The 18,407-nt window shown below is 65.5% G+C and carries 16 protein-coding genes; 7 read left to right on the plus strand and 9 right to left on the minus strand.

The features are described 5' to 3' along the window. Positions 1 to 12: 12 nt before the first annotated feature. Complete coding sequence (locus ACTUWL_RS32235) at positions 13 to 954, minus strand: acetamidase/formamidase family protein (RefSeq protein ID WP_021079091.1); 942 nt, start codon at positions 952 to 954, stop codon at positions 13 to 15. Positions 955 to 1,020: 66 nt separating this feature from the next. Between ACTUWL_RS32235 and ACTUWL_RS32240 the strand changes: the two genes are divergently transcribed. The 3 genes from ACTUWL_RS32240 to ACTUWL_RS32250 all read left to right on the plus strand — a co-directional run bounded on the left by ACTUWL_RS32240 (position 1,021) and on the right by ACTUWL_RS32250 (position 3,953). Beyond that, positions 1,021 to 1,815 (plus strand): YdcF family protein, encoded by a 795-nt coding sequence (locus tag ACTUWL_RS32240; protein ID WP_021079092.1) that lies wholly within the window; start codon positions 1,021 to 1,023, stop codon positions 1,813 to 1,815. Between the two features lie 87 nt (positions 1,816 to 1,902). Then, on the plus strand, positions 1,903 to 2,685 hold the full coding sequence (locus ACTUWL_RS32245) for a DUF169 domain-containing protein (RefSeq protein WP_021079093.1): 783 nt from the start codon (positions 1,903 to 1,905) through the stop codon (positions 2,683 to 2,685). A gap of 92 nt (positions 2,686 to 2,777) precedes the next feature. Beyond that, positions 2,778 to 3,953, plus strand: a complete 1,176-nt coding sequence (locus tag ACTUWL_RS32250; protein WP_021079094.1) for a saccharopine dehydrogenase family protein — start codon at positions 2,778 to 2,780, stop codon at positions 3,951 to 3,953. Between the two features lie 155 nt (positions 3,954 to 4,108). Here the strand turns inward: ACTUWL_RS32250 and ACTUWL_RS32255 are convergent, their stop codons facing one another. Next, positions 4,109 to 5,308: an FAD-dependent oxidoreductase gene (locus ACTUWL_RS32255; protein ID WP_021079095.1), complete on the minus strand. Its 1,200-nt coding sequence runs from the start codon at positions 5,306 to 5,308 to the stop codon at positions 4,109 to 4,111. A 123-nt stretch (positions 5,309 to 5,431) separates the two neighbouring features. Between ACTUWL_RS32255 and ACTUWL_RS32260 the strand changes: the two genes are divergently transcribed. Then, positions 5,432 to 5,926 (plus strand): MarR family winged helix-turn-helix transcriptional regulator, encoded by a 495-nt coding sequence (locus ACTUWL_RS32260; protein WP_168470996.1) that lies wholly within the window; start codon positions 5,432 to 5,434, stop codon positions 5,924 to 5,926. On the opposite strand, the gene ACTUWL_RS32265 is transcribed toward ACTUWL_RS32260, so the two are convergent. The 4 genes from ACTUWL_RS32265 to ACTUWL_RS32280 form a co-directional block, all read right to left on the minus strand. After that, on the minus strand, positions 5,898 to 7,166 hold the full coding sequence (locus ACTUWL_RS32265) for an O-antigen ligase family protein (RefSeq protein ID WP_021079097.1): 1,269 nt from the start codon (positions 7,164 to 7,166) through the stop codon (positions 5,898 to 5,900). The genes ACTUWL_RS32260 and ACTUWL_RS32265 overlap by 29 nt on opposite strands. A 71-nt stretch (positions 7,167 to 7,237) precedes the next feature. Then, entirely contained in the window at positions 7,238 to 8,779 is a 1,542-nt protein-coding gene (locus ACTUWL_RS32270) for an undecaprenyl-phosphate glucose phosphotransferase (RefSeq protein WP_035651514.1), read from the minus strand. Between the two features lie 114 nt (positions 8,780 to 8,893). Next, a complete protein-coding gene (locus tag ACTUWL_RS32275) occupies positions 8,894 to 10,033 on the minus strand; it encodes a glycosyltransferase family 4 protein (protein ID WP_021079099.1) in 1,140 nt (379 codons plus the stop codon). A gap of 3 nt (positions 10,034 to 10,036) precedes the next feature. After that, positions 10,037 to 10,663, minus strand: a complete 627-nt coding sequence (locus ACTUWL_RS32280) for a polysaccharide biosynthesis/export family protein (protein ID WP_021079100.1) — start codon at positions 10,661 to 10,663, stop codon at positions 10,037 to 10,039. 173 nt (positions 10,664 to 10,836) lie between these two features. Here ACTUWL_RS32280 and ACTUWL_RS32285 point away from each other — a divergent pair, with 173 nt between their 5' ends. Beyond that, positions 10,837 to 13,155 (plus strand): GumC family protein, encoded by a 2,319-nt coding sequence (locus tag ACTUWL_RS32285; RefSeq protein ID WP_021079101.1) that lies wholly within the window; start codon positions 10,837 to 10,839, stop codon positions 13,153 to 13,155. Positions 13,156 to 13,164: 9 nt separating this feature from the next. Here ACTUWL_RS32285 and ACTUWL_RS32290 read toward each other — a convergent pair whose 3' ends face one another. Further along, positions 13,165 to 14,502: an MFS transporter gene (locus ACTUWL_RS32290; RefSeq protein ID WP_106940194.1), complete on the minus strand. Its 1,338-nt coding sequence runs from the start codon at positions 14,500 to 14,502 to the stop codon at positions 13,165 to 13,167. 338 nt (positions 14,503 to 14,840) lie between these two features. Between ACTUWL_RS32290 and ACTUWL_RS32295 the strand changes: the two genes are divergently transcribed. Beyond that, positions 14,841 to 15,779, plus strand: a complete 939-nt coding sequence (locus ACTUWL_RS32295) for a LysR family transcriptional regulator (protein WP_021079103.1) — start codon at positions 14,841 to 14,843, stop codon at positions 15,777 to 15,779. A gap of 15 nt (positions 15,780 to 15,794) precedes the next feature. On the opposite strand, the gene ACTUWL_RS32300 is transcribed toward ACTUWL_RS32295, so the two are convergent. Then, complete coding sequence (locus ACTUWL_RS32300; RefSeq protein ID WP_035651504.1) at positions 15,795 to 16,988, minus strand: GNAT family N-acetyltransferase; 1,194 nt, start codon at positions 16,986 to 16,988, stop codon at positions 15,795 to 15,797. A gap of 181 nt (positions 16,989 to 17,169) precedes the next feature. On the opposite strand from ACTUWL_RS32300, the gene ACTUWL_RS32305 reads away from it, so the two are divergent. Beyond that, entirely contained in the window at positions 17,170 to 18,198 is a 1,029-nt protein-coding gene (locus tag ACTUWL_RS32305) for a polysaccharide deacetylase family protein (RefSeq protein WP_021079105.1), read from the plus strand. Here ACTUWL_RS32305 and ACTUWL_RS32310 read toward each other — a convergent pair. Beyond that, on the minus strand, positions 18,195 to 18,404 hold the full coding sequence (locus tag ACTUWL_RS32310) for a DUF2842 domain-containing protein (protein WP_021079106.1): 210 nt from the start codon (positions 18,402 to 18,404) through the stop codon (positions 18,195 to 18,197). The genes ACTUWL_RS32305 and ACTUWL_RS32310 overlap by 4 nt on opposite strands. Positions 18,405 to 18,407 lie beyond the last annotated feature (3 nt).

Below are 18,407 nucleotides of genomic sequence, written 5' to 3' on the forward strand. Positions count from 1 at the left end.
ATCGACCGCGTGTCAGCCGTGGACGACCGATTTGGCGATCATGCAGTGAATGCCCTTGGAGCCGTTGACCGTCTGGGTCACCCGCAGGTCGGCGGCCAGGCTGCACAGCGTGTAGGCGTCTTCGCGCGACAGATTTCGCTTCTCGCCGAGCAGCACGATCATGTCGCGCAGCGCCCGCACCACGCACTGGTCGAGATCGGGATCCATCGCCATGGTCATGTAATGGTCCGATGTCTCGGCGCGCGGATAGGCGAGCTTGAGGTCCTTGCGCAGGGTGAGGCGGAAGCGGCCGGTGAGAGCGGTTTCGATCGCGGTGACGCAGACCTCGCCGTCGCCCTGCACGCCATGGCCGTCGCCGCAGGAGAACAGCGCGCCCGGCACGAACACGGGCAGATAGAGCTTGGCGCCGGCCCCTAGCTCCTTGTTGTCGAGATTGCCGCCCATCGCGCGCGGGATGAGCGAGGAGATGCGGCCCCAGGCCGGCGGCGGCGAGACACCCATCACACCGAAGAACGGCTTCAGCGGCAGGTCGAGCCCCCAGGGCATGCGGCCGACCATCCGCGCACGATCGAGCGGGATGTTGAGGACGCGGGTCTCGTGGAAGTCGTCCGGCAGCGTGCCGGACAGCGGCTTGATCAGATTGTAGCCCCAATCCTGCCGAAGCTGGACGTCGAGGATATCGACCTCGAGCACGTCGCCGGGCTCGGCGCCGGCCACCGCGATCGGACCGGTCAGGATGTGCCCGGGCACCATCCGCTCGCTCTTCGCATGGATGTCGTCGAGCTCGGGTGGGACGTGGAATTTGCTGCGGTCGGGCACCACGTCGGCACCACCGCTGACGGTCTCGATCGTGACCTCGTCGCCGCTCGCGACGTTAAGGACCGGCTTCAGTTTGGCTTCAAAGAAGCCCCAATGACAGGTTTCGGGTGTGGATTTCAGGTGATGATGGGTCATGTAACGGCTTTTGATTGGTTTCCCAGCAGCGTATGACGCTGTAGCAGAACTTCGCAGAGGCTTCCCTTGTTTTTTGTGCTGTCCAAGACGCTCGGCATCATGCTGCTGCCGATCAATTTCCTGATCGGTATCGGCGTGATCGGCGCCGCACTGTTGCCGACGCGGTTTGTTCGCCTCGGCCGCAGGTTGACGGTCGCCTCACTGCTGCTGCTCGCGATCTGCGGCTTCTCGCCGCTCGGCAATGTCCTGATCGCGACGCTGGAGCAGCGCTTCCCGCCATGGGACGCTTCGCGCGGCGCGCCCGACGGCATCATTGTGCTGGGTGGTTCGATCGATGCCGATCTGTCGGTGGCGCATGGCACGCCTGTCGTGCGCAGTGCGGCCGATCGCATCATCGCAGCTGCCGCGCTCGCGCGCAGATATCCGAACGCGCGCCTCATGTTCACCGGCGGCAGCGCGAACCTGATCTCGAATGATGCGCGTGAGGCCGACTATGCCGCCGAGATGTTCGAGAGCCTCGGGATTCCCATATCGCGACTGACCATCGAGCGCCGCTCGCGCAACACGGTGGAGAATGCTGTGTTCTCGAAGGAGCTGGTCGATCCCAAGCCGGGCGAGCGCTGGCTGCTCGTCACCTCGGCCTATCACATGCCGCGCTCGGTCGGGCTGTTCCGCAAGGCGGGATTCGATGTCGAGGCCTATCCGGTCGATTGGCGCGTCGGCAACGTCTTTGGTTTCGCGACGCTTGCGATCGAGGGCCTGTCGCGCACCGATCTCGGCGCGCGGGAGTGGATCGGGCTGGTGGCCTATCATCTGGCCGGCAAGACCGACGATCTGCTGCCGGGACCGGCCGTGCGGTAGCGCAAGGCGGCTGTCGCTTCGCCTGTGCATTCCGGCTAACATCCACACAACAGGCGGCGCCAAGCCGCCGATCACGGGAGCTTACGCATGCAACAGCAGACACCGCCGGAACAGTTCGATCTCGCCGCGATCGTCGCCGATCTGAACAATCTGCTGCGGCTGAAGACCACGGTCATCGGCATCAAGATGTTCGCGCGGGTCGAGGAGATGGAGGCGATCCCGAAGATCCGCCGCCCGTCGGCGGTGCACACCACGGACCAGATCGTCAGCATGGCCTCGCGGCTCGGCTGGACCGTCGGCATCACCGGCGACGATCTGGTCGGCGCGCAATGTCGCGCGGTGATCGGGCTCGCGCCGCAGGATGAGAAGTGGCTCGCCGGCGAGAACTATGTCGGGGTCTGGCACGGCACCGCCGAGGACGCGCGCAAGCGCCAGGAGGCGCTCGACGTCGTGCCTTACGGGCAGTATCAGGCGATGGTGGTGAGCCCGCTGACCAGCGGCCGGCTCAATCCGCCCGACATCTGCCTGGTCTACGCGACGCCGGGCCAGATGATCATCCTGATCAACGGGCTTCAATATACGGGATACAAGAAGTTCGAGTGGGGCGTGGTCGGTGAGACCGCTTGTGCTGACTCATGGGGGCGGGCGTTGAAGACCGGCGAGCCGAGCCTGTCGCTGCCGTGCTTCGCCGAGCGTCGCTATGGCGGTGTGCCCGATGAGGAGATGCTGATGGCGCTGCCGCCGGCCCATCTGGTGAAGGCGATCGCCGGCATGAAGCAGCTCGCCAAGAACGGCCTGCGCTATCCGATCGCGCCCTATGGCATCCAGGCCGACGTCCGCGCCGGCATGGGGGTGTCCTACAAGAAATAGCCGCAAGAAATAGCGGCAGGAAATACTGGATTGCGTCGCCGCGTCCGCGATGACAAAAGGGCGCCCAATTCGCTGCGCAGGGAGCCTGACCCATGTCCTCGTCGAAACTCGACATCGTCGTCTACGGTGCGACCGGCTTCACCGGCCAGCTCGTTGCCGAGTATCTCGCCGCGCATTATCGCGACGGCAGCCTGAAATGGGCGATGGCCGGGCGCAGCAAGGACAAGCTCGCCTCGGTGCGTGACGCGATCGGCGCGCCCGCCGACACGCCGCTGATCGTTGCCGACGCCGGCGATGCCGCATCGCTGAAGGCGATGCTGGCGCAGACCAAGTCTGTCATTTCGACGGTCGGGCCGTATCAGCTTTACGGCAACGAGCTGATCGCGGCCTGCGTCGAAAGCGGCACCGACTATTTCGACCTCTGCGGCGAGCCCGTCTGGATGCGGCAGATGATCGACAAGCACGAGGCCGCGGCAAAGGCCAGCGGCGCGCGCATCGTGTTCTCCTGCGGCTTCGACTCGGTGCCGTTCGAGCTCGGAACGTTCTTCGTCCAGGAGGAAGCCAAGCGCGTGTTCGGCGCGCCGGCCGCGCGTGTCAAGGGCCGCGTGCGCGACATGCGCGGCACGCTGTCCGGCGGCACCGCCGCGAGCGCCAAGGCGACTTTCGATGCGGTCGCGAAGGATCTGAGCTTGGTCGCGATCCTCAACAATCCGTTCGCGCTGACGCCGGGCTTCGAGGGCCCGAAGCAGCCGCGCGGCAGCAAGCCGGCCTATGAGGACGACCTGCACTCGTGGACCGCGCCGTTCATGATGGCGCTGATCAACACGCGCAACGTCCATCGCTCCAACATGCTGATGGGCTTTCCGTACGGACGCGACTTCGTTTACGACGAGATGGTCCTGACCGGCCCGGGCGAGAAGGGCGAGGCCAATGCAAAGAAGGTGATGGCGCTGAATTCCGAGAAGACCGGCCCCAGCGCGCCGAAGCCGGGCGAGGGGCCGTCAAAGGAAGAGCGCGAGAACGGCCGCTACGATCTGCTTTATCTCGCGGTCGCGTCCGACGGCCGCATGGTCCGCGCCGGCATCAAGGGCGATCGCGATCCCGGCTACGGCTCGACCTCGAAGATGATCTCGGAATGCGCGATCTGCCTGTTGCGCGACACGCCCGATGTCGCGCCCGGCTTCTGGACGCCGGGAGCGGCGATGCAGGGCAAGCTGATCAAGCGCCTGGTCGATCACGCCGGGCTGACGTTTGAGGTCGAGAAGTAAGTCGCGCAACTTCCAACGTTGTCATCGCGCGGCACTCGACCGGGCGATCCAGTACGCCGCGGCTTCTCGGCTCAAGCATTGACGTCTCTGGAATACTGGATGCCCCGCTTTCGCCGGGCATGACAGTGGTGCTACGGGGCATGACAGCCGCCGCGCTACGCCGCCGCCCGCGGATTGTACGCGTACATGAAGTCCATGCCCTTGGACGACACCGGCAGCAGCAGCTTCAGCATGTGATCGCGCAGCCAGGCGCCGGTCGGGCTAAACTCGCGCTTGCTGTTGCCGTTGCGGCGCGCGATCGCCACGATCTTCTCCGCGCGCGGGCGCCGCTCGTGCTCGAAGGCCTGGAACGTCAGGCCGAGATCCTGGCCGTCGCGCATCAGCATGCCGAGCCGCAGCGCGTCTTCCAGCGCGAGCGAGGCGCCCTGACCGGCATGCGGACTGGTGGCGTGCGCGGCGTCGCCGATCAACAGTGTGCGCTTGCGTGACCAGGTCGGCAGCGTCGCGACGTCGAGCGTGTCGGTGACCACGATGTTCTCGGCGGCCTCGATGATCTCGGGGATCGGCGCGTGCCAGCCGGCGTGGAATTCGCGCAGGTGCTGCCTGATGGCGTGCTGGCTGTGCGACCGGTAGGCCGCCGCGGTCATGCCGTGCGATGGCTGCGTGCTCCACCACATCACGCCGGCTTGCGGATCGGGGCTGCACATCCCGTAGCCGAAGAAGCCGCTCTGTCCGAACGTCGTCTCGACGCGCTGGCCGATCGGCAGGTGTTCGATCACGGCGCGCGGCACGAAGCCGCCGAAGCCGATCAGCCCGGTGTCGAACGGCGTCGGTCCGTCAGGGATCACGTGACGCCGCACCGCCGAATGCACGCCGTCGGCACCGATTACGAAATCGCCCTCGGCGGTGGTGCCGTCGGCGAAATAGGCGATCACGGGCTGGTCGCCGCGGTCTTCGATTTTCACCAGCCGTTTCTCGAAGAATACCGAGACGTTGGAAGCCCAGGCCTTGTCGATCAGCGTCTCGTTCAGGGTCGCGCGGCACATGTTCACCGCAGGCTGGCCGAAGCGCTGCTGCATGTTCTGGTTGAGGGAGCCGAGCTTCTTGCCGCCCTGCGAATAGAAGTCGAAGGATTCCGCGATCGAGCCGTTGCGGATCAGCTCGTCGGCGAGGCCGAGCTCCGCCAGCACGTGCATGCCGTTGGGTGCGATCTGCAGGCCGCCGCCGATGCCGGTGGAGTAGGGCCAGGCTTCATAGAGCTCGGCCTCGATACCGGCGCGGGTCAGGAACATCGCGGTGACCGGACCTGCGATGCCGGCGCCGATGATCAGAGCTTTACGGGGACGTCTCGTCATGCCTTGCTCCATGCATCCGTGTGGGGTAGGAAAGATCAGTTGCTAATTATCTTAGTTGATAAGATATCAAGCCAGTAAGATATGGGAGTCGCATTGTCAAGTGCAACGTTGCGCAAAGCGCTGATGCAGGAACTCGAGGAGGCGTTGCGCCGGTCATCCGCGCAGGGCGTGATGTACGGCCAAGCCGTTGCAAACATGGCCGGAATTTCCAATTCCGACATGGAATGCATGGACATCCTCCAGCTCGAAGGGCGGGTGACCGCGGGGCGCCTCGCCGAAGTCACCGGGCTGACGACCGGCGCGATCACCGGCGTGGTCGATCGCCTGGAAAAGGCGGGTTACGTGCGCCGCGAGCGCGACGAGAGCGACCGCCGCAAGGTCTTCATCTCGGTGGTGGAGGAAAAGGCGGTGGAGATCGGCAAGTTCTACGTGCCGATGCAGCAGGAGATGCACAAGCTGTGGAGCAGCTACACCGACGACGAGTTGCGGCTGCTGCTGCGCTTCGCCAATGACGGCTACAAGGGTGTGCTGCAAGCGACCGAAGCATTGAAAGCGGTGATCGACACGCCGCCGGAGCAGCGCGCCGAACTCAAGCTACCGCCGAAGTCTCGTCGCTGACCTCGATCGATGCCGCGCGGGCGCGCTCGGTTGCCGCGTACATGCCCCACATCGTGCCCAGCATCATCCAGAAATGCCGCCAATGGTCAGTATCGATGATGAAGCTCTCGCCGGCGATGCCGAGGAACGCCGAGAAGATCGCCAGATAGTCGCGCTGCCACGGCACCCGCGAATAGATGTAGCGGAAGCCGATGATCGCGCTGACGAACACCAGCGCCGGATAGCAGATGCCCGAGATCCAGCCGCCCGACATGAAGGCGTTGAGGAACGAGTTGTGGGTGTCCTCGGGGAAGTAGGTGTGGAATTGCAGCGGCCCGATGCCGAACGGCAGTTCGAGCGCCATCTGGGCGCCGAGGATGTGGCGGCCGAACCGGCCGAAGCGGCCTTCGTCGTAGCTCTGGTCGAAGCTTGCGCGCTGCTTGAACATGTCGGCGACCGTGCCGATCGACAGCAGCACCGCAATCAGCGCAACCGCCAGGATCGCGGCGATCAAGGTCATCACGATGATGCGCGAGCGCTGCGCCTGCGAGCGGCTGGTGAACACCATCAGCGCCAGCATGAAGGCCGCGGTGACAATCAGGCCACCCCAGGCGGCGCGGGAGAACGACAGCAGGATCGCGAGCGAGATGATGCCGAAGGCGATGGCGTTGCGGAACGCCTTGCCGAAGCGGTCGGAAACTACACTTTGCAGCGTGAACAGCGCCGGCAGGATCAGGAACGCGCCGAGCACGTTGGGATCCTTGAAGGTGCCGCGGGCACGATCATACAGCGTCAAGAGGTCATAGCCGCCGGGCACCAGATGGAAGTAGCCGGCGATGCCCGCCAGCGAGGCGATCATCGCGCCGACGATCAGGCCGCGGCGCAGCATGTCGAGGCGCGCCTCGGTGTCCTCCGACATCACCATTGCGAAGAAGATGACGGTGACGGCCATGTACCAGGAGGTGAGGACCCAGTTCACCACCTCCGGCTTGTCGAGGAACGGCACCGCGCCGATGCTGTAGCCGACATTGAGCACGATCAGCGCGAACAGCAGTGGCATGAACACGAGCTGCATGCGCAGGCCCGTGGCAAAGAACAGCACGCAGGCGGTCAGCGTGACCAGTTCATACGGGCTCGGCTCGATGAACACGATGGCGATCGACGCGCCGGCGAGCCACACCAGCGCCCGCTGCAGCGCCAGCACGCCTGACGGCGCCGATGTCAACGATTGGGACGTCCCGGCTATCGCCGCATAGGCCATCGGATACTCACGCAACGCAACAGACACAAAGTGACGCGCTTTGGTGAGGGCGTCAGTGACGGCAATCGAACTCAGTACGCGTTCTCGTGCTTTGTAATCAGCGAGAACGGGGTCTTGAGCAGGATGTAGAGGTCGAACAGCACCGACCAGTTCTCGATGTAATAGAGGTCGTATTCGACACGCTTCTGGATCTTCTCGTCGGTGTCGACCTCGCCGCGCCAGCCGTTGATCTGAGCCCAGCCGGTGATGCCGGGCTTGACACGGTGGCGAGCGAAGTAGCCGTCGACCGCCTCGTCGAACAGGCGGTTCTCCAGCTTGCTCTGCACCGCGTGCGGCCGCGGGCCGACCAGCGAAAGATTGCCCTTCAGCACGACGTTGAACAGCTGCGGCAGTTCGTCGAGCGAGGTCTTGCGGATGAAACGGCCGACGCGGGTGACGCGCGGGTCGTTCTTGGTTACGACCTTGGAGGCGGTCGGATCGGCCTGGTGGTGGTAGAGCGAGCGGAACTTGTAGACGTCGATCCGCTCATTGTTGAAGCCGAAGCGCTTCTGGCGGAACAGCACCGGGCCGGGGCTGTCGAGCTTCACCGCGAGCGCCACCAGTCCCAGCACCGGGAGCGCCGCAAGCAAAGCCAGGCTGCCGACCACGCGGTCGAACAGCCATTTCAGCACCAGGTCCCAGTCGGTGATCGGCGCCTCGAACACGTCGAGCGTCGGCACCTTGCCGACATAGGAGTAGGAGCGGGGGCGGAAACGCAGCTTGTTGGTATGGGCCGACAGGCGGATGTCGACCGGCAGCACCCAGAGCTTCTTCAGCATCTCCAGGATGCGGGTCTCGGCCGAGATCGGCAGCGCGAACAGCACGAGGTCGACGCGGGTGCGGCGGGCGAACTCGACGATGTCGTCGACCTTGCCGAGCTTCGGCGCGCCGGCGCAGGTCTCCATCGCGCGGGCGTCATTGCGGTCGTCGAACACGCCGAGCACATGGATGTCGGTGTCGTCGTCGGCATTCAGCGCCTCGATCAGCTTCTCGCCGTTCTGATCGGCGCCGACGATGATGGTGCGGCGGTCGAGCCGGCCGTCATGCGCCCAGGCGCGGACCATCGAGCGCAGTGCCAGCCGCTCGGCGATCAGGAGAGCAAGGCCGACGCAGAAGAACGATGACAGCCAGACCCGCGAGACTTCGCCGCCGAGCTTGACGAGGAAGGAGATCCCGATGAACAGCAGGAACACGAAGGCCCATGACGAGATCATCCGCGTCATCTGGCGGAGCTGGCTGCGGAAGATCTGCACCTGGTAGATGTCGGCGGCCTGGAAGCAGACCACGGCCGCCGCCGACATGCCGAGGATCGAGCCGATGTATCCCCAATGGATCGCGCCGGCGAACGGGCGCACATAGGCGAGATAAAGCCCGATGCCGACCAGGCTTAGCAGCACGAAATCGGCGAGGCGAACCACGCCGGCGATCACGACAGGCGAGTAGGCGCCGCCAACCTTCTGATTGGTGACGGCGAGCGCGGCCGGCGACAGGCGGCGGCGGCGTTCGACCTGCGGCTGGGCAGCCGTCGCAGACGCAGCGGCATCCAGCATCGAGCGAGCGTTAAACGGTTCCACGGCTCCACGTCCATTCCTGCGCTTGCAGATGGTCATCCGCGCGCAGCAGCGAAATTCCCCGGACGTGACTTAAGGTGACAAATCGGAAGAAACGGTTACGGGCGCAAGAAATGGTTAACGTTTGGCAAATGCGTCGCGATAGCCGGCCAGCACGCCTTCGACCATGGCGCTCTGCGAGAAATGCTCGGAGATTCGTTCGCGCAGTTTTTGCGCCCGCGCCGCGGTCGCCGTCGGGTTGTCGAGCGCGGCCTTGATGGCGTCGGCCATCGCGGCGACATTGCTCGGCGCGAACAAGGCGTCGGTGTGGGTATCGAAGATTTCCGGAATGCCGCCGACATTGGCGGCGATCATCGGAATTCCCGCAGCGCCCGCCTCGATCACCACATAGGGCATCGAATCGCCGCGCGACGGAACGACCAGCAGGCTGCCTTTCGAGAAGCCGTAGCGCGCCTTGACGTGGCCGATGAAGCGAACGGCCTCGCCGAGCGAGAGCCGCTTCACCTGCTCCTTGAGCCGTTCGAACTCCTCGCCGTCGCCGCCGAGCGTCAGCGTCACCGGCTTGCCGCCGGCCCGCAGCCTGGCGACCGCCTCGATCAGCAGGTCGGCGCCCTTGATGCGCCGGAATTCGCCGACATAGGCCACATCGCTGGCATCGTCGGCCTTGGCAACCGGTTCGAATTCCTCCGACGTGACGCCGTTGAAGACGCAACGCACAAGGCCTGAGGGCTTGCCGACGGTGCGCTGATAGGTGTCGCGGGCAAACGCGCTCTCGAACAGGAACAGGTCGGTGCTGTTCATCAGCGTGCGCTCGAGCTGGCTGTAGAAGCGGCCCTTCCAGGTGTCGAGCGGGTAGTGCAGCGAGCCGCCATGCGGCGTGTAGACCCGGATCACCTTGTTCGACCGCCGTCGCAGCCGGACATAGGCACCGGCCTTGGCGCCATGGCCGTGCACCACGTCGGGTTTCAGCTTGCGGATCAGGCCGGCGATATGTGCCCAGACCATCAAATCGGCAAAGCGCGGCTCGCGGCGTATCGCGACCCGGTGGACGCCGAGCTTGAGGCGCGGCTCGATCTCGGCAAGCACTGCGTCGGCACGCGTGCCACCGGTCAGGCTGTCGGCGACGATGCCGACGTGATGGCCGCGTTCGATCTGGCCATTGGCAACGTCGAGGATGTGACGGATGATGCCGCCGACCGGGGCACGGACGACGTGCAGGATGCGCAGCGGCTGGTCCCGATTTTGATCCTGCGCCATCGATCAGAACCAGCGTTCGCCGACGAACACGGTGTCCCCGGGGCCGATCGGCGTGCCGAGGGGAGCTGTGAAGCGGCCGGCGCCCGATGCATCGGTGTGGGTGAGGGTGACCTCGTCGCGCCGTGCGCGCGGCGAGAAGCCGCCGGCGATCGCCACCGCGCTCTCGACCGTCATGTTGGGCACATAGGGATATTGGCCGGGGGCCTGGACTTCACCGAGGATGAAGAACGGCCGGTAGGATTCGATCTCGACCGCCACCGAAGGGTCGCGGATGAAGCCGTTGCGCAGCCGCGCGGTGATCTCGGCGGCAAGCCCGGCAGGCGTGCGGCCGCGTGCCGGCACCGAGCCGATCAGCGGCATCGTGACCGCGCCGGCGGCGTCGATCGCGTACGAATTGGTCAGGCCTTCCTGGCCATAGACCACGACGCGGAGCTTGTCGCCGGGGCCTAGATTATAGGCCTCGCGCGTCGGCGCAGGCTCGGCATAAGCCGCCGGCCCGGCGAAGGAGGGCTGCCCGTAAGCCATCGAATCGAGGGCCGGGTCGCCGGCAAGCGGCGAGGTCCGTCCCATGCAGCCCGACAGCGCGAGCGCAGCAACCAGACAAACGAGGGGGGCGCGCAGATCGCGCATGTGAGGAATCCCGCGACAAAATATAGGCTCGATTAACGGCACTCATGGTTAATAAAACATGACGGTGCGGTGGTGGTCGCATCCGTCAACCGCGCCGATTAACCCAGCAGCAACCTTAATGGACTGTAATCGCCGGCATTGAGGTGGAATCGCGGCGTCCGCGGGAGTTCGTTATGCGTTTTGCATTCTGGCGTACAGGCAAGGAAGAGGCCGTCGTGCAGCGGGCGCTGCCGAAGTCGGCGCCCGTCGCCGGCGAGGCCGTTGCGAAGCCGGCTGTGCCGATGTCGGCCCCGGACGAGCCGGCGCGTACAGCGCCGGCAACCGATCTCGACCTCCATGTGCTCGGACGCGCGCTGGCGCGCAAGCGAAGCTGGATCGTCGTGCCGACGGTGCTGGTGTTCGCGTTGTCGCTCGCTGCCGTCAACGTCGTGACGCCGCGCTATAAGTCGGAAGCGCGAATCCTGATCGACAATCGCGAGAATGCCTTCCTGCGCCCGAACGGCGAGCGCGACCTCGAACGCACCTCGCTCGATGCCGAGGCGGTGACGAGCCAGGTGCAACTCGTGATGTCGCGCGATCTCGCGCGCGACATAATCAAAAAGAACAAGCTGGCCGAGCGTCCGGAGTTCGATCCGGTGCTGCGCGGCTTCTCCCCGCTGAAGTCGCTGCTGGCGCTGTTCGGCATCGGCCGCGATCCGTTCAGCCTGACGCCGGAAGAGCGGGTGCTCGACGCCTTCTATGAGCGCTACCAGGCCTATGCGGTCGACAAGTCGCGCGTCATCGTGGTCGAGTTCCAGTCGGAAGATCCTGATCTCGCCGCCCGCGTCGCGAACTCGATCGCGGACGGTTATCTCGTGCTGCAGCAGGCGGCACGGCAGGACCAGGCCAAGTCCGCCAGCACGTGGCTGCTCGGCGAGATCGACAAGCTGCGCACCAAGGTCGCCGACGCGGATTCGCGTGTCGAGGAATTCCGCTCCAAGTCGAGCCTGTTCGTCGGCACCAACAACATCCCGCTGTCCAACCAGCAGATGGGTGAGCTGAACACGCAGCTCAACAATGCCCGCGCCCTGAAGGCCGATGCCGAGACCAAGGCGCGGTTGATCCGCGAGATGATTCAGAGCGGCAAGCCGATCGAGGCTTCGGAGGTGCTCAATTCCGAGCTGATCCGCAGGCTCGCCGAACAGCGTGGCACGTTGCGTGCCCAGCTCGCCGAGCAGTCGTCGACGCTGCTAGACAACCATCCGCGCATCAAGGAATTGAAGGCGCAGATCGCCGACCTCGACCGGCAATTGCGCGAGGAAGCGGGCAAGATTTCGCGCTCGCTCGATAACGACGCCCGCGTCGCCGACGGCCGCGTCCAGGCGCTGCAGGCGAGCCTGGACCAGTCGAAGAAACAGGCGTCGTCGAGCAACAGCCAGGACGTGCAGCTCCGCGGGCTGGAGCGTGAAGCCAAGGCGCAGCGCGATCTGCTGGAAGCCTATCTTGCGAAATATCGCGAGGCGACCGCACGCGAGAACATCGAGGCGGCGCCGACCGACGGCCGCATCATCTCGCGCGCCACGGTCTCCAACACGCCGGCCTATCCGAAGAAGCTGCCGATCGTTCTGATCGCGACGCTGGCAACGCTGTTGCTGTCGTCCGGGATCATCATCACCGGTGAATTGCTGCGCATCTCCGCGCCCGGTGCGGTGGGCCGTGCCTTCGCGCCGGCCGCCGCCGTGATCCGGCGCCGCGAACCGGTCATGGAGACTGTCGCCGTGGACGAGCCGGCGCCGAGGCTGCCGCCTGAACCCGCGCTCGCATCGCCGGTCGCGCCCAGCCTTTCGCCGGAGCCGGCGGCGCCATACGAGCCCGTCATCAGCGAGCCGCAGCCTGCACCCGCCCGGACCGTCGATGAGATCGATGCGCTGGCCGAGCGGCTCGTCGCGTCCGGTCCCGCCGCCCACAAGGTCACGGTGCTCGGCCCGGCCACCGGCGAGAGCGTCACGCTGACCGCGCTGACGCTGGCCCGTCTGATGGCGCGCCAGGCCAAGGTCGTGGTGGTCGATCTCGTCGCATCCGCGCCGGTGTTGGCGGCGGCCACCGTCGATCCCGCCGCGCCCGGCCTTGCCGAATTGATGCAGGGTGAGGCGACGTTCGCGCAGATCATCACCAAGGATCGGCAGTCGCGGGTTCAGATCGTCAGCGCCGGCCGTCCGGGCTTCGATCGCGCGCACCTGCAATCGCCGCGGCTCGCGCTTGCGATCGACGCGCTGCTCCGGGTCTACGACCACGTGCTGCTCGACGCCGGCTCGGCCGTCGACCTGCCGGCCGAGCTGCTGACCGCGAAGGCGCAGGCCGTCGTCGTGCCCGACCCCGCAATGGCCCAGGATGCCCGCCATCAGATGGTCGATCAGCTCAGGGCCGTCGGCTTCTCCGAAGTGACGATGTTGAGCAAGCCCTGCGCGCCCTCGGAAACGGTCGCGAGGGGCCCGCGGGTGGTGGCGGCCTGACCGCCACCCTCAATGCGCCAGCATCGGCTCGCGCGCGGCGCGCTCCAGGACCGGATCGATCCGAAGCCGGATCGTGACCAGCGCGCCGATCAAGCCGACGACCGCGAGCAGCAGCAGGCCTGCGGTGAAGCCGCCGGTCAGGTCCTTCAGATAGCCCATGGCGAACGGGCCGGCGAAGCCTGAGAGATTGCCGAGCGAATTGATCGCGGCGATGCCTGCCGCGGCCGAGGCGCCGTTCAGGATGCTGGCCGGCATCGGCCAGAACATCGGCGGCACCGCCGACACGCCGATCTGCGCGAGGCAGAGCAGGCCCACGATCAGCACCGGACTGGAGACCAGCCCGGCGAGGCCAATGCCGACGGCCGCGAGCACCAGCGCGCCGGCAACGTGATAGCGCCGCTCGCCGGTCTTGTCGGAATGGCGGCCGAGCAGCACCATGCCGACCGCGCCGAACACGAAGGGCAGGGCTGCGATCAGGCCGGTCTGCGTGTCGGTGACGCCGAAAGCCTTGATGATGGTAGGCAGGAAGAACGCGACGCCGTAGCTGGCGGCGTTCAGGCAGAAATAGACGAGGGCGCAGGCGAGGACGCGCGAATCGGTGAGCGACTGCATCACCGAGATGTGCTCCACGGCTTCCTTCTTCTGCCGCTCGGTCTCGAGGGTGTTCTGCACCCACTTGATCTCGTCGGGCTGCAACCAGTTCGCCTGACGCGGGAAGTCGGGCAGCATGGCGAGCACGGCGAATCCGACCAGGACCGACGGCAGCGCTTCGCAGATGAACAGCCACTGCCACCCGGTCAGGCCGGCGCCCGACAAATTGAGCAGCAGGCCTGAGATCGGTGCCCCGATGATGCTGGAGATCGGGATCGCAAGCATGAACAGGCTGATGACGCGGGCCCGATAGATCGTCGGGAACCAGAGCGTCAGATAGAAGATGATGCCGGGGAAGAAACCGGCTTCGCAGGCGCCGAGCAGCAGGCGCAGGAAGTAGAAGATCCACTCGCTGGAGAGGCCGGTCGCCGCTGACATCTGCGGGATGAACGCGAATGCCGCCGAGACGATGCCCCAGCTGATCATGATGCGGGCGATCCAGCGCCGCGCGCCGAACCGTTCCAGCAGGATGTTGGAGGGGACTTCGAAGAAGAAGTAGCCGACGAAGAACAGTCCCGCGCCGAGCCCGTAGGCGGCTTCGCTGAGGCCGAGCGCCGTGTTCATGTGCAGCTTGGCGAAGCCGACATTGACGCGATCGAGATACGCCACGAAGTAACACAGGATGAGGAACGGAATCAGCCGTCGCATCATCTTTCCGATCGCGCGCTTCTCGACATCGTCGCTCATCGTTCCCATCCCTTCTGGCTATTTGTATTGGCGCAAGGTCACCGCGCTGTCCGGGGTGAACCATTGTACACCCGCAGCGGTCCGTCGCTTTGTCCTTGCAAGCCTGCTTGCAAGCCTTGCATTCATTCTTGTGTAATCGACGGCCGCGTGACTAATGGCATTTGGGAATGGAGCCACGGCGAAACTGTCATGATGCACTGCGGTATGGTCGCGGGAACTCGAGTGTTTCCAGCGAAGTGGACGCCGGGTCGCGTGGAGTAAGGCGCGTCTAGACAAGAGGCTGGAGTCCCGTTCGTTCCGATTAAATCGGATCGGACGGCTCTGGCCGGGCAGGATGGTAGCGGGCCGTGATCAATAATCTGAAGTTGCGCCAGTTGCGCCTGCTGGTCGCGCTCGACAGCGAGCGCAAGCTGCAGCTCGCGGCCGAGCGCCTGAACATTACCCAGTCGGCGGCATCGAAGATGCTGGCCGAGATCGAGGCCGTGGCGCGGGTTCCGTTGTTCGAGCGAACGGCGCGCGGCGTTGAGCCGACCGCCTATGGTTCGATCTTGATCCGTGGTGGCCGGAGCGTCCTCGCGGACCTTGACCGGGTCACCAATGAGTTCGCCGGTTACCGGTCCGGCGAGCTTGGCACGGTATCGGTCGGGACGGTCGCCAAGCCCAGCATCGACCTTGTTGTCGACGTCATGCAGTACCTTGGCGAGAAACTGCACCGGGTGAGCATTTCGCTCGACGTCAGCACCAGTCCGCCGCTCGTTGCGCGTCTTCTGGCGCTTGAGCTCGACTTCGTCGTGGCGCGAATTCCGGCCGGCGTCGATCCCGGACAATTCGACTATCACGCGATCGGCGCCGAGCAGGCCGGCTTGCTGGTTCGCGCCGAGCATCCGCTCGCCGGTCTCGACAGCGTCAATCTCGAGGATACGGTCGACCTGCAATGGATCATCCAGCCGCGGGAATCCTTCATGCGCCAGGGGCTGGAGCGGCTGTTCTACAGCCGGGGCATTGCGCCGCCCCAGCGCATCATCAACACCGAGTCGTTCTTCGCGTCGATTGGGATCGCGGCGGGCATCGATGCGATCGTGCCGGTGCCGCTCCTGATCTTCGATCTGCTCGATCCGCAGCGCTTCAAGATGCTTCGTATCCGCGACCAGCTGATGCTCGAGAGCTACGGGTTGATCAAGCTGCGCAAGCGGGCGTTGTCGCCGGCCGCGATGCTGGTGTTCGATGCGATGATGCGGCTTGGCGTCGCGAACGGCCGCGCGGCGCCGGATGGCTCGTCGCCGTAGCGCCGCCGGTCGTGCTCAGCGGAACATGCTGCGCAGGTTCTGCGCGATTTCGAACAGCGCCGGATTTTGTTTCACTGCGCGCTTGGCGCGGCTGATGGCCGAAAGCGCGGTGGCCGCCGGCTTGCCGCGCAGGCTGAGCGGAATGAAGCTGTCGACGATCGCTTCGTCGTCCTTGCAGAACAGCCGCTTGTACTCGTCCGAGCCGATGCCGAGGTCGAAGGCGCGATAGTTCAGGCCGGCATGGCGATCGATGATGTCGCGCATCAGGATCAGGCCGGGGCTGAACTTGGAATTGGCCGACATCGTGTAGGTGTTGAACATCATCGAGAAGCGATGACCGTCGGACACGCCGGCAAAGATCGCGATCACTTCCTCGTCGCACTCCAGCGCGTGGATGTCGATCGCATAGCCCTTGCCGTCGGCGCGCGGCGCGAGGCAGGCGGTGCGGATGAACTGCTCGATGCCCGGCTCGGCGAACACGTTGGGCAGCTTCTGCTCCGCCATGCGCTCCGGCTTGACGCGGAAGAACCAGTCGAGCAGTCGGCAGACGTCGGCGCCGTTATCTGCGACATGATAGCGGTAGCCCGGCAGCGCCTGCAGCTTGCGTTCCTTGCCCTTGAGGCGTCGGCGGAACGAGTTGCTGATCAGCGAAGCGGGTGCCGCGCCGGGCTCGATGACCAGCAGTGGGCAGTCGTTCACCGATGTCTGATGCGGCAGCAACACCATCGGATTGGGCTGGTCCTGCCAGCGCAGCGGCTGCTGACACAGCATCAGCGCGTCGGCACGGGATCGCTCGGCGATTGAGCCGATCAAGGCCGAGATGTCGGCTTCGGTCGCGTTGGCGGCGAAGTCGCGGTCGTACAGCGCCATGTTGAAGGTGGCATGTTTGCCGCCCATGAAGCTTGCGCAATTGGCGCCCAGGCGCTGTTCGACGGCGAGCGGCAACAGCAGCAGCGGACGGCGCTCGCTGTCATGGGCCACCACGATGAAGGGCCGCAGGCCTTCGCGCTCGCCGACCTGGCGTTGCCAGGAGGCAAGGAAGTCGAAGCGCTGATAGGGTGTGTAGCTGTGTTGCGGTGTTTCGAGACTGCGCCAGGTCGCCTCGGCTGCAGTGAGGTCGTGAAAGATGTCGACGCCGGCGATGCGGATTGCGTTCGGCCATGTTCGCGTGCCCGCCGTCTGGCCTTCCATTGCCGCCGCCATGGTCATCTCGGAACCCAAATTTTTTAAGGTATTAATTTACAGTTCTCGGCTGAGGCCGACCTTCGCAGGGAAATGTCAACAAAGAGTAATAACAATCGCCCGACGGTGGACGTGTGGGAACCGCCGGGCGAGGCAAGGACGGTAGGGGATCTTGGCGCCGGACCGGGGGATTTTGCGGCGAGCCCGGATGGAGCTCGCATATTTCAGCGGCGCCTTCCGGCTGCGGGAGCGCGAGACCGGGGGCGCCGGGGTGATCCTGCGTTTCGCGCGCGTCCGTCCCGCCCGTCGGGCCCGGTTCCAGCCGCTGAGACCTCACGAGGTCTCGCCAGCATTCCTCGATCGCACGATCCGCGCGCTGAAGCGCTGGAAATACGACATCGTCGGGATCGACGAAGCCTGCCGCCGCGCGGTGACCATGCCGGAGCGCCGCCGCTTCGCCTGCCTGACCTTCGACGGTGCCAGCAAGGACATCGTCACCCATGCCTATCCCGTGCTCGCCAGGCATTCCGTCCCCTTCACGCTCTATCTACCGACCGCGTTTCCGGACGGCGTCGGCGCGGCGTGGTGGCTGGTGCTCGAGGACATTATCGCGCGCGAGAGCCGCATCAGCCTTGTGATCGACGGCCGGGAACGGCATTTCGTGGTCTCGACGCTGTCGGACAAATACGAGCTGTTCGATTTCCTGTCCGGCTGGCTGCGCAAGCTGTCGCCGCCTGATCTGTCCTATGCGGTGAACGATCTCGCGCGGCGCTATTCGGCCGACGCTGCGCAACTGTCACGCAGCGCCTCACTCGACTGGCAGGATCTGGCGAAGCTTGCCGCGGATCCGAACGTGACGTTCGGCAGTGCCACGGTGAACTATTCCGCTCTGTCGAGCCTCAGGGACGCCGACGCAGAGCGCGAGATGGCGATGGGAAAGGCCGTGGCCGAAAGTGCGCTCCGGCGGCCGGTCAGGCATTTCGCGTATCCCTTCGGGGATCGCGAAGCATTCGCCCGTGCACATGTCGTGATGGCCGAGGAAGCGGGCTTTGCCAGCGCGGTGTCGACCATTTCCGGCGTGGTCGAGGCGCAGGGCCGCACCAACCTCTACGCACTGCCGCGCATCGCGTGGGACGGCCGCGTCCGCTCGCTGCGGATCATGCGGGTGCTGCTCTCGGGCGTGATGTTCGCGCCGGTGCGGCCGACGCGGAGCGCGCGGGAGCAGGGCGTGCTCTAAGCGCGATCGGGGCGCGACATCCAGGACACGATCGGCATCGCCGGCAGCACCCAGCCGAGCCCCGCGACGACGTAGAAGACGGCCTGCAGCAGCCCGGAGTTGGCGAGCCACGGCGTCTGGGCGACCGTCATGCCGAGCAGCGACCACACCACGACCAGGATGAGCAGGAAGATGGTTCCGAGCAGTTTGCGGGTGCGTATGGCCATGGC

The sequence above is a fragment of the Bradyrhizobium sp. WCU1 genome (genome assembly GCF_053474805.1).

Excerpts from the sequence above, each read along its gene's own strand:
- ACTUWL_RS32235 (WP_021079091.1), bottom strand. The coding sequence starts at position 954 with ATGACCCATCATCACCTGAAATCCACACCCGAAACCTGTCATTGGGGC.
- ACTUWL_RS32245 (WP_021079093.1), top strand. The coding sequence starts at position 1,903 with ATGCAACAGCAGACACCGCCGGAACAGTTCGATCTCGCCGCGATCGTC.
- ACTUWL_RS32250 (WP_021079094.1), top strand. The coding sequence starts at position 2,778 with ATGTCCTCGTCGAAACTCGACATCGTCGTCTACGGTGCGACCGGCTTC.
- ACTUWL_RS32255 (WP_021079095.1), bottom strand. The coding sequence starts at position 5,308 with ATGACGAGACGTCCCCGTAAAGCTCTGATCATCGGCGCCGGCATCGCA.
- ACTUWL_RS32260 (WP_168470996.1), top strand. The coding sequence starts at position 5,432 with ATGCAGGAACTCGAGGAGGCGTTGCGCCGGTCATCCGCGCAGGGCGTG.
- ACTUWL_RS32265 (WP_021079097.1), bottom strand. The coding sequence starts at position 7,166 with ATGGCCTATGCGGCGATAGCCGGGACGTCCCAATCGTTGACATCGGCG.
- ACTUWL_RS32275 (WP_021079099.1), bottom strand. The coding sequence starts at position 10,033 with ATGGCGCAGGATCAAAATCGGGACCAGCCGCTGCGCATCCTGCACGTC.
- ACTUWL_RS32280 (WP_021079100.1), bottom strand. The coding sequence starts at position 10,663 with ATGCGCGATCTGCGCGCCCCCCTCGTTTGTCTGGTTGCTGCGCTCGCG.
- ACTUWL_RS32285 (WP_021079101.1), top strand. The coding sequence starts at position 10,837 with ATGCGTTTTGCATTCTGGCGTACAGGCAAGGAAGAGGCCGTCGTGCAG.
- ACTUWL_RS32290 (WP_106940194.1), bottom strand. The coding sequence starts at position 14,502 with ATGGGAACGATGAGCGACGATGTCGAGAAGCGCGCGATCGGAAAGATG.
- ACTUWL_RS32300 (WP_035651504.1), bottom strand. The coding sequence starts at position 16,988 with ATGACCATGGCGGCGGCAATGGAAGGCCAGACGGCGGGCACGCGAACA.
- ACTUWL_RS32305 (WP_021079105.1), top strand. The coding sequence starts at position 17,170 with ATGGAGCTCGCATATTTCAGCGGCGCCTTCCGGCTGCGGGAGCGCGAG.
- ACTUWL_RS32310 (WP_021079106.1), bottom strand. The coding sequence starts at position 18,404 with ATGGCCATACGCACCCGCAAACTGCTCGGAACCATCTTCCTGCTCATC.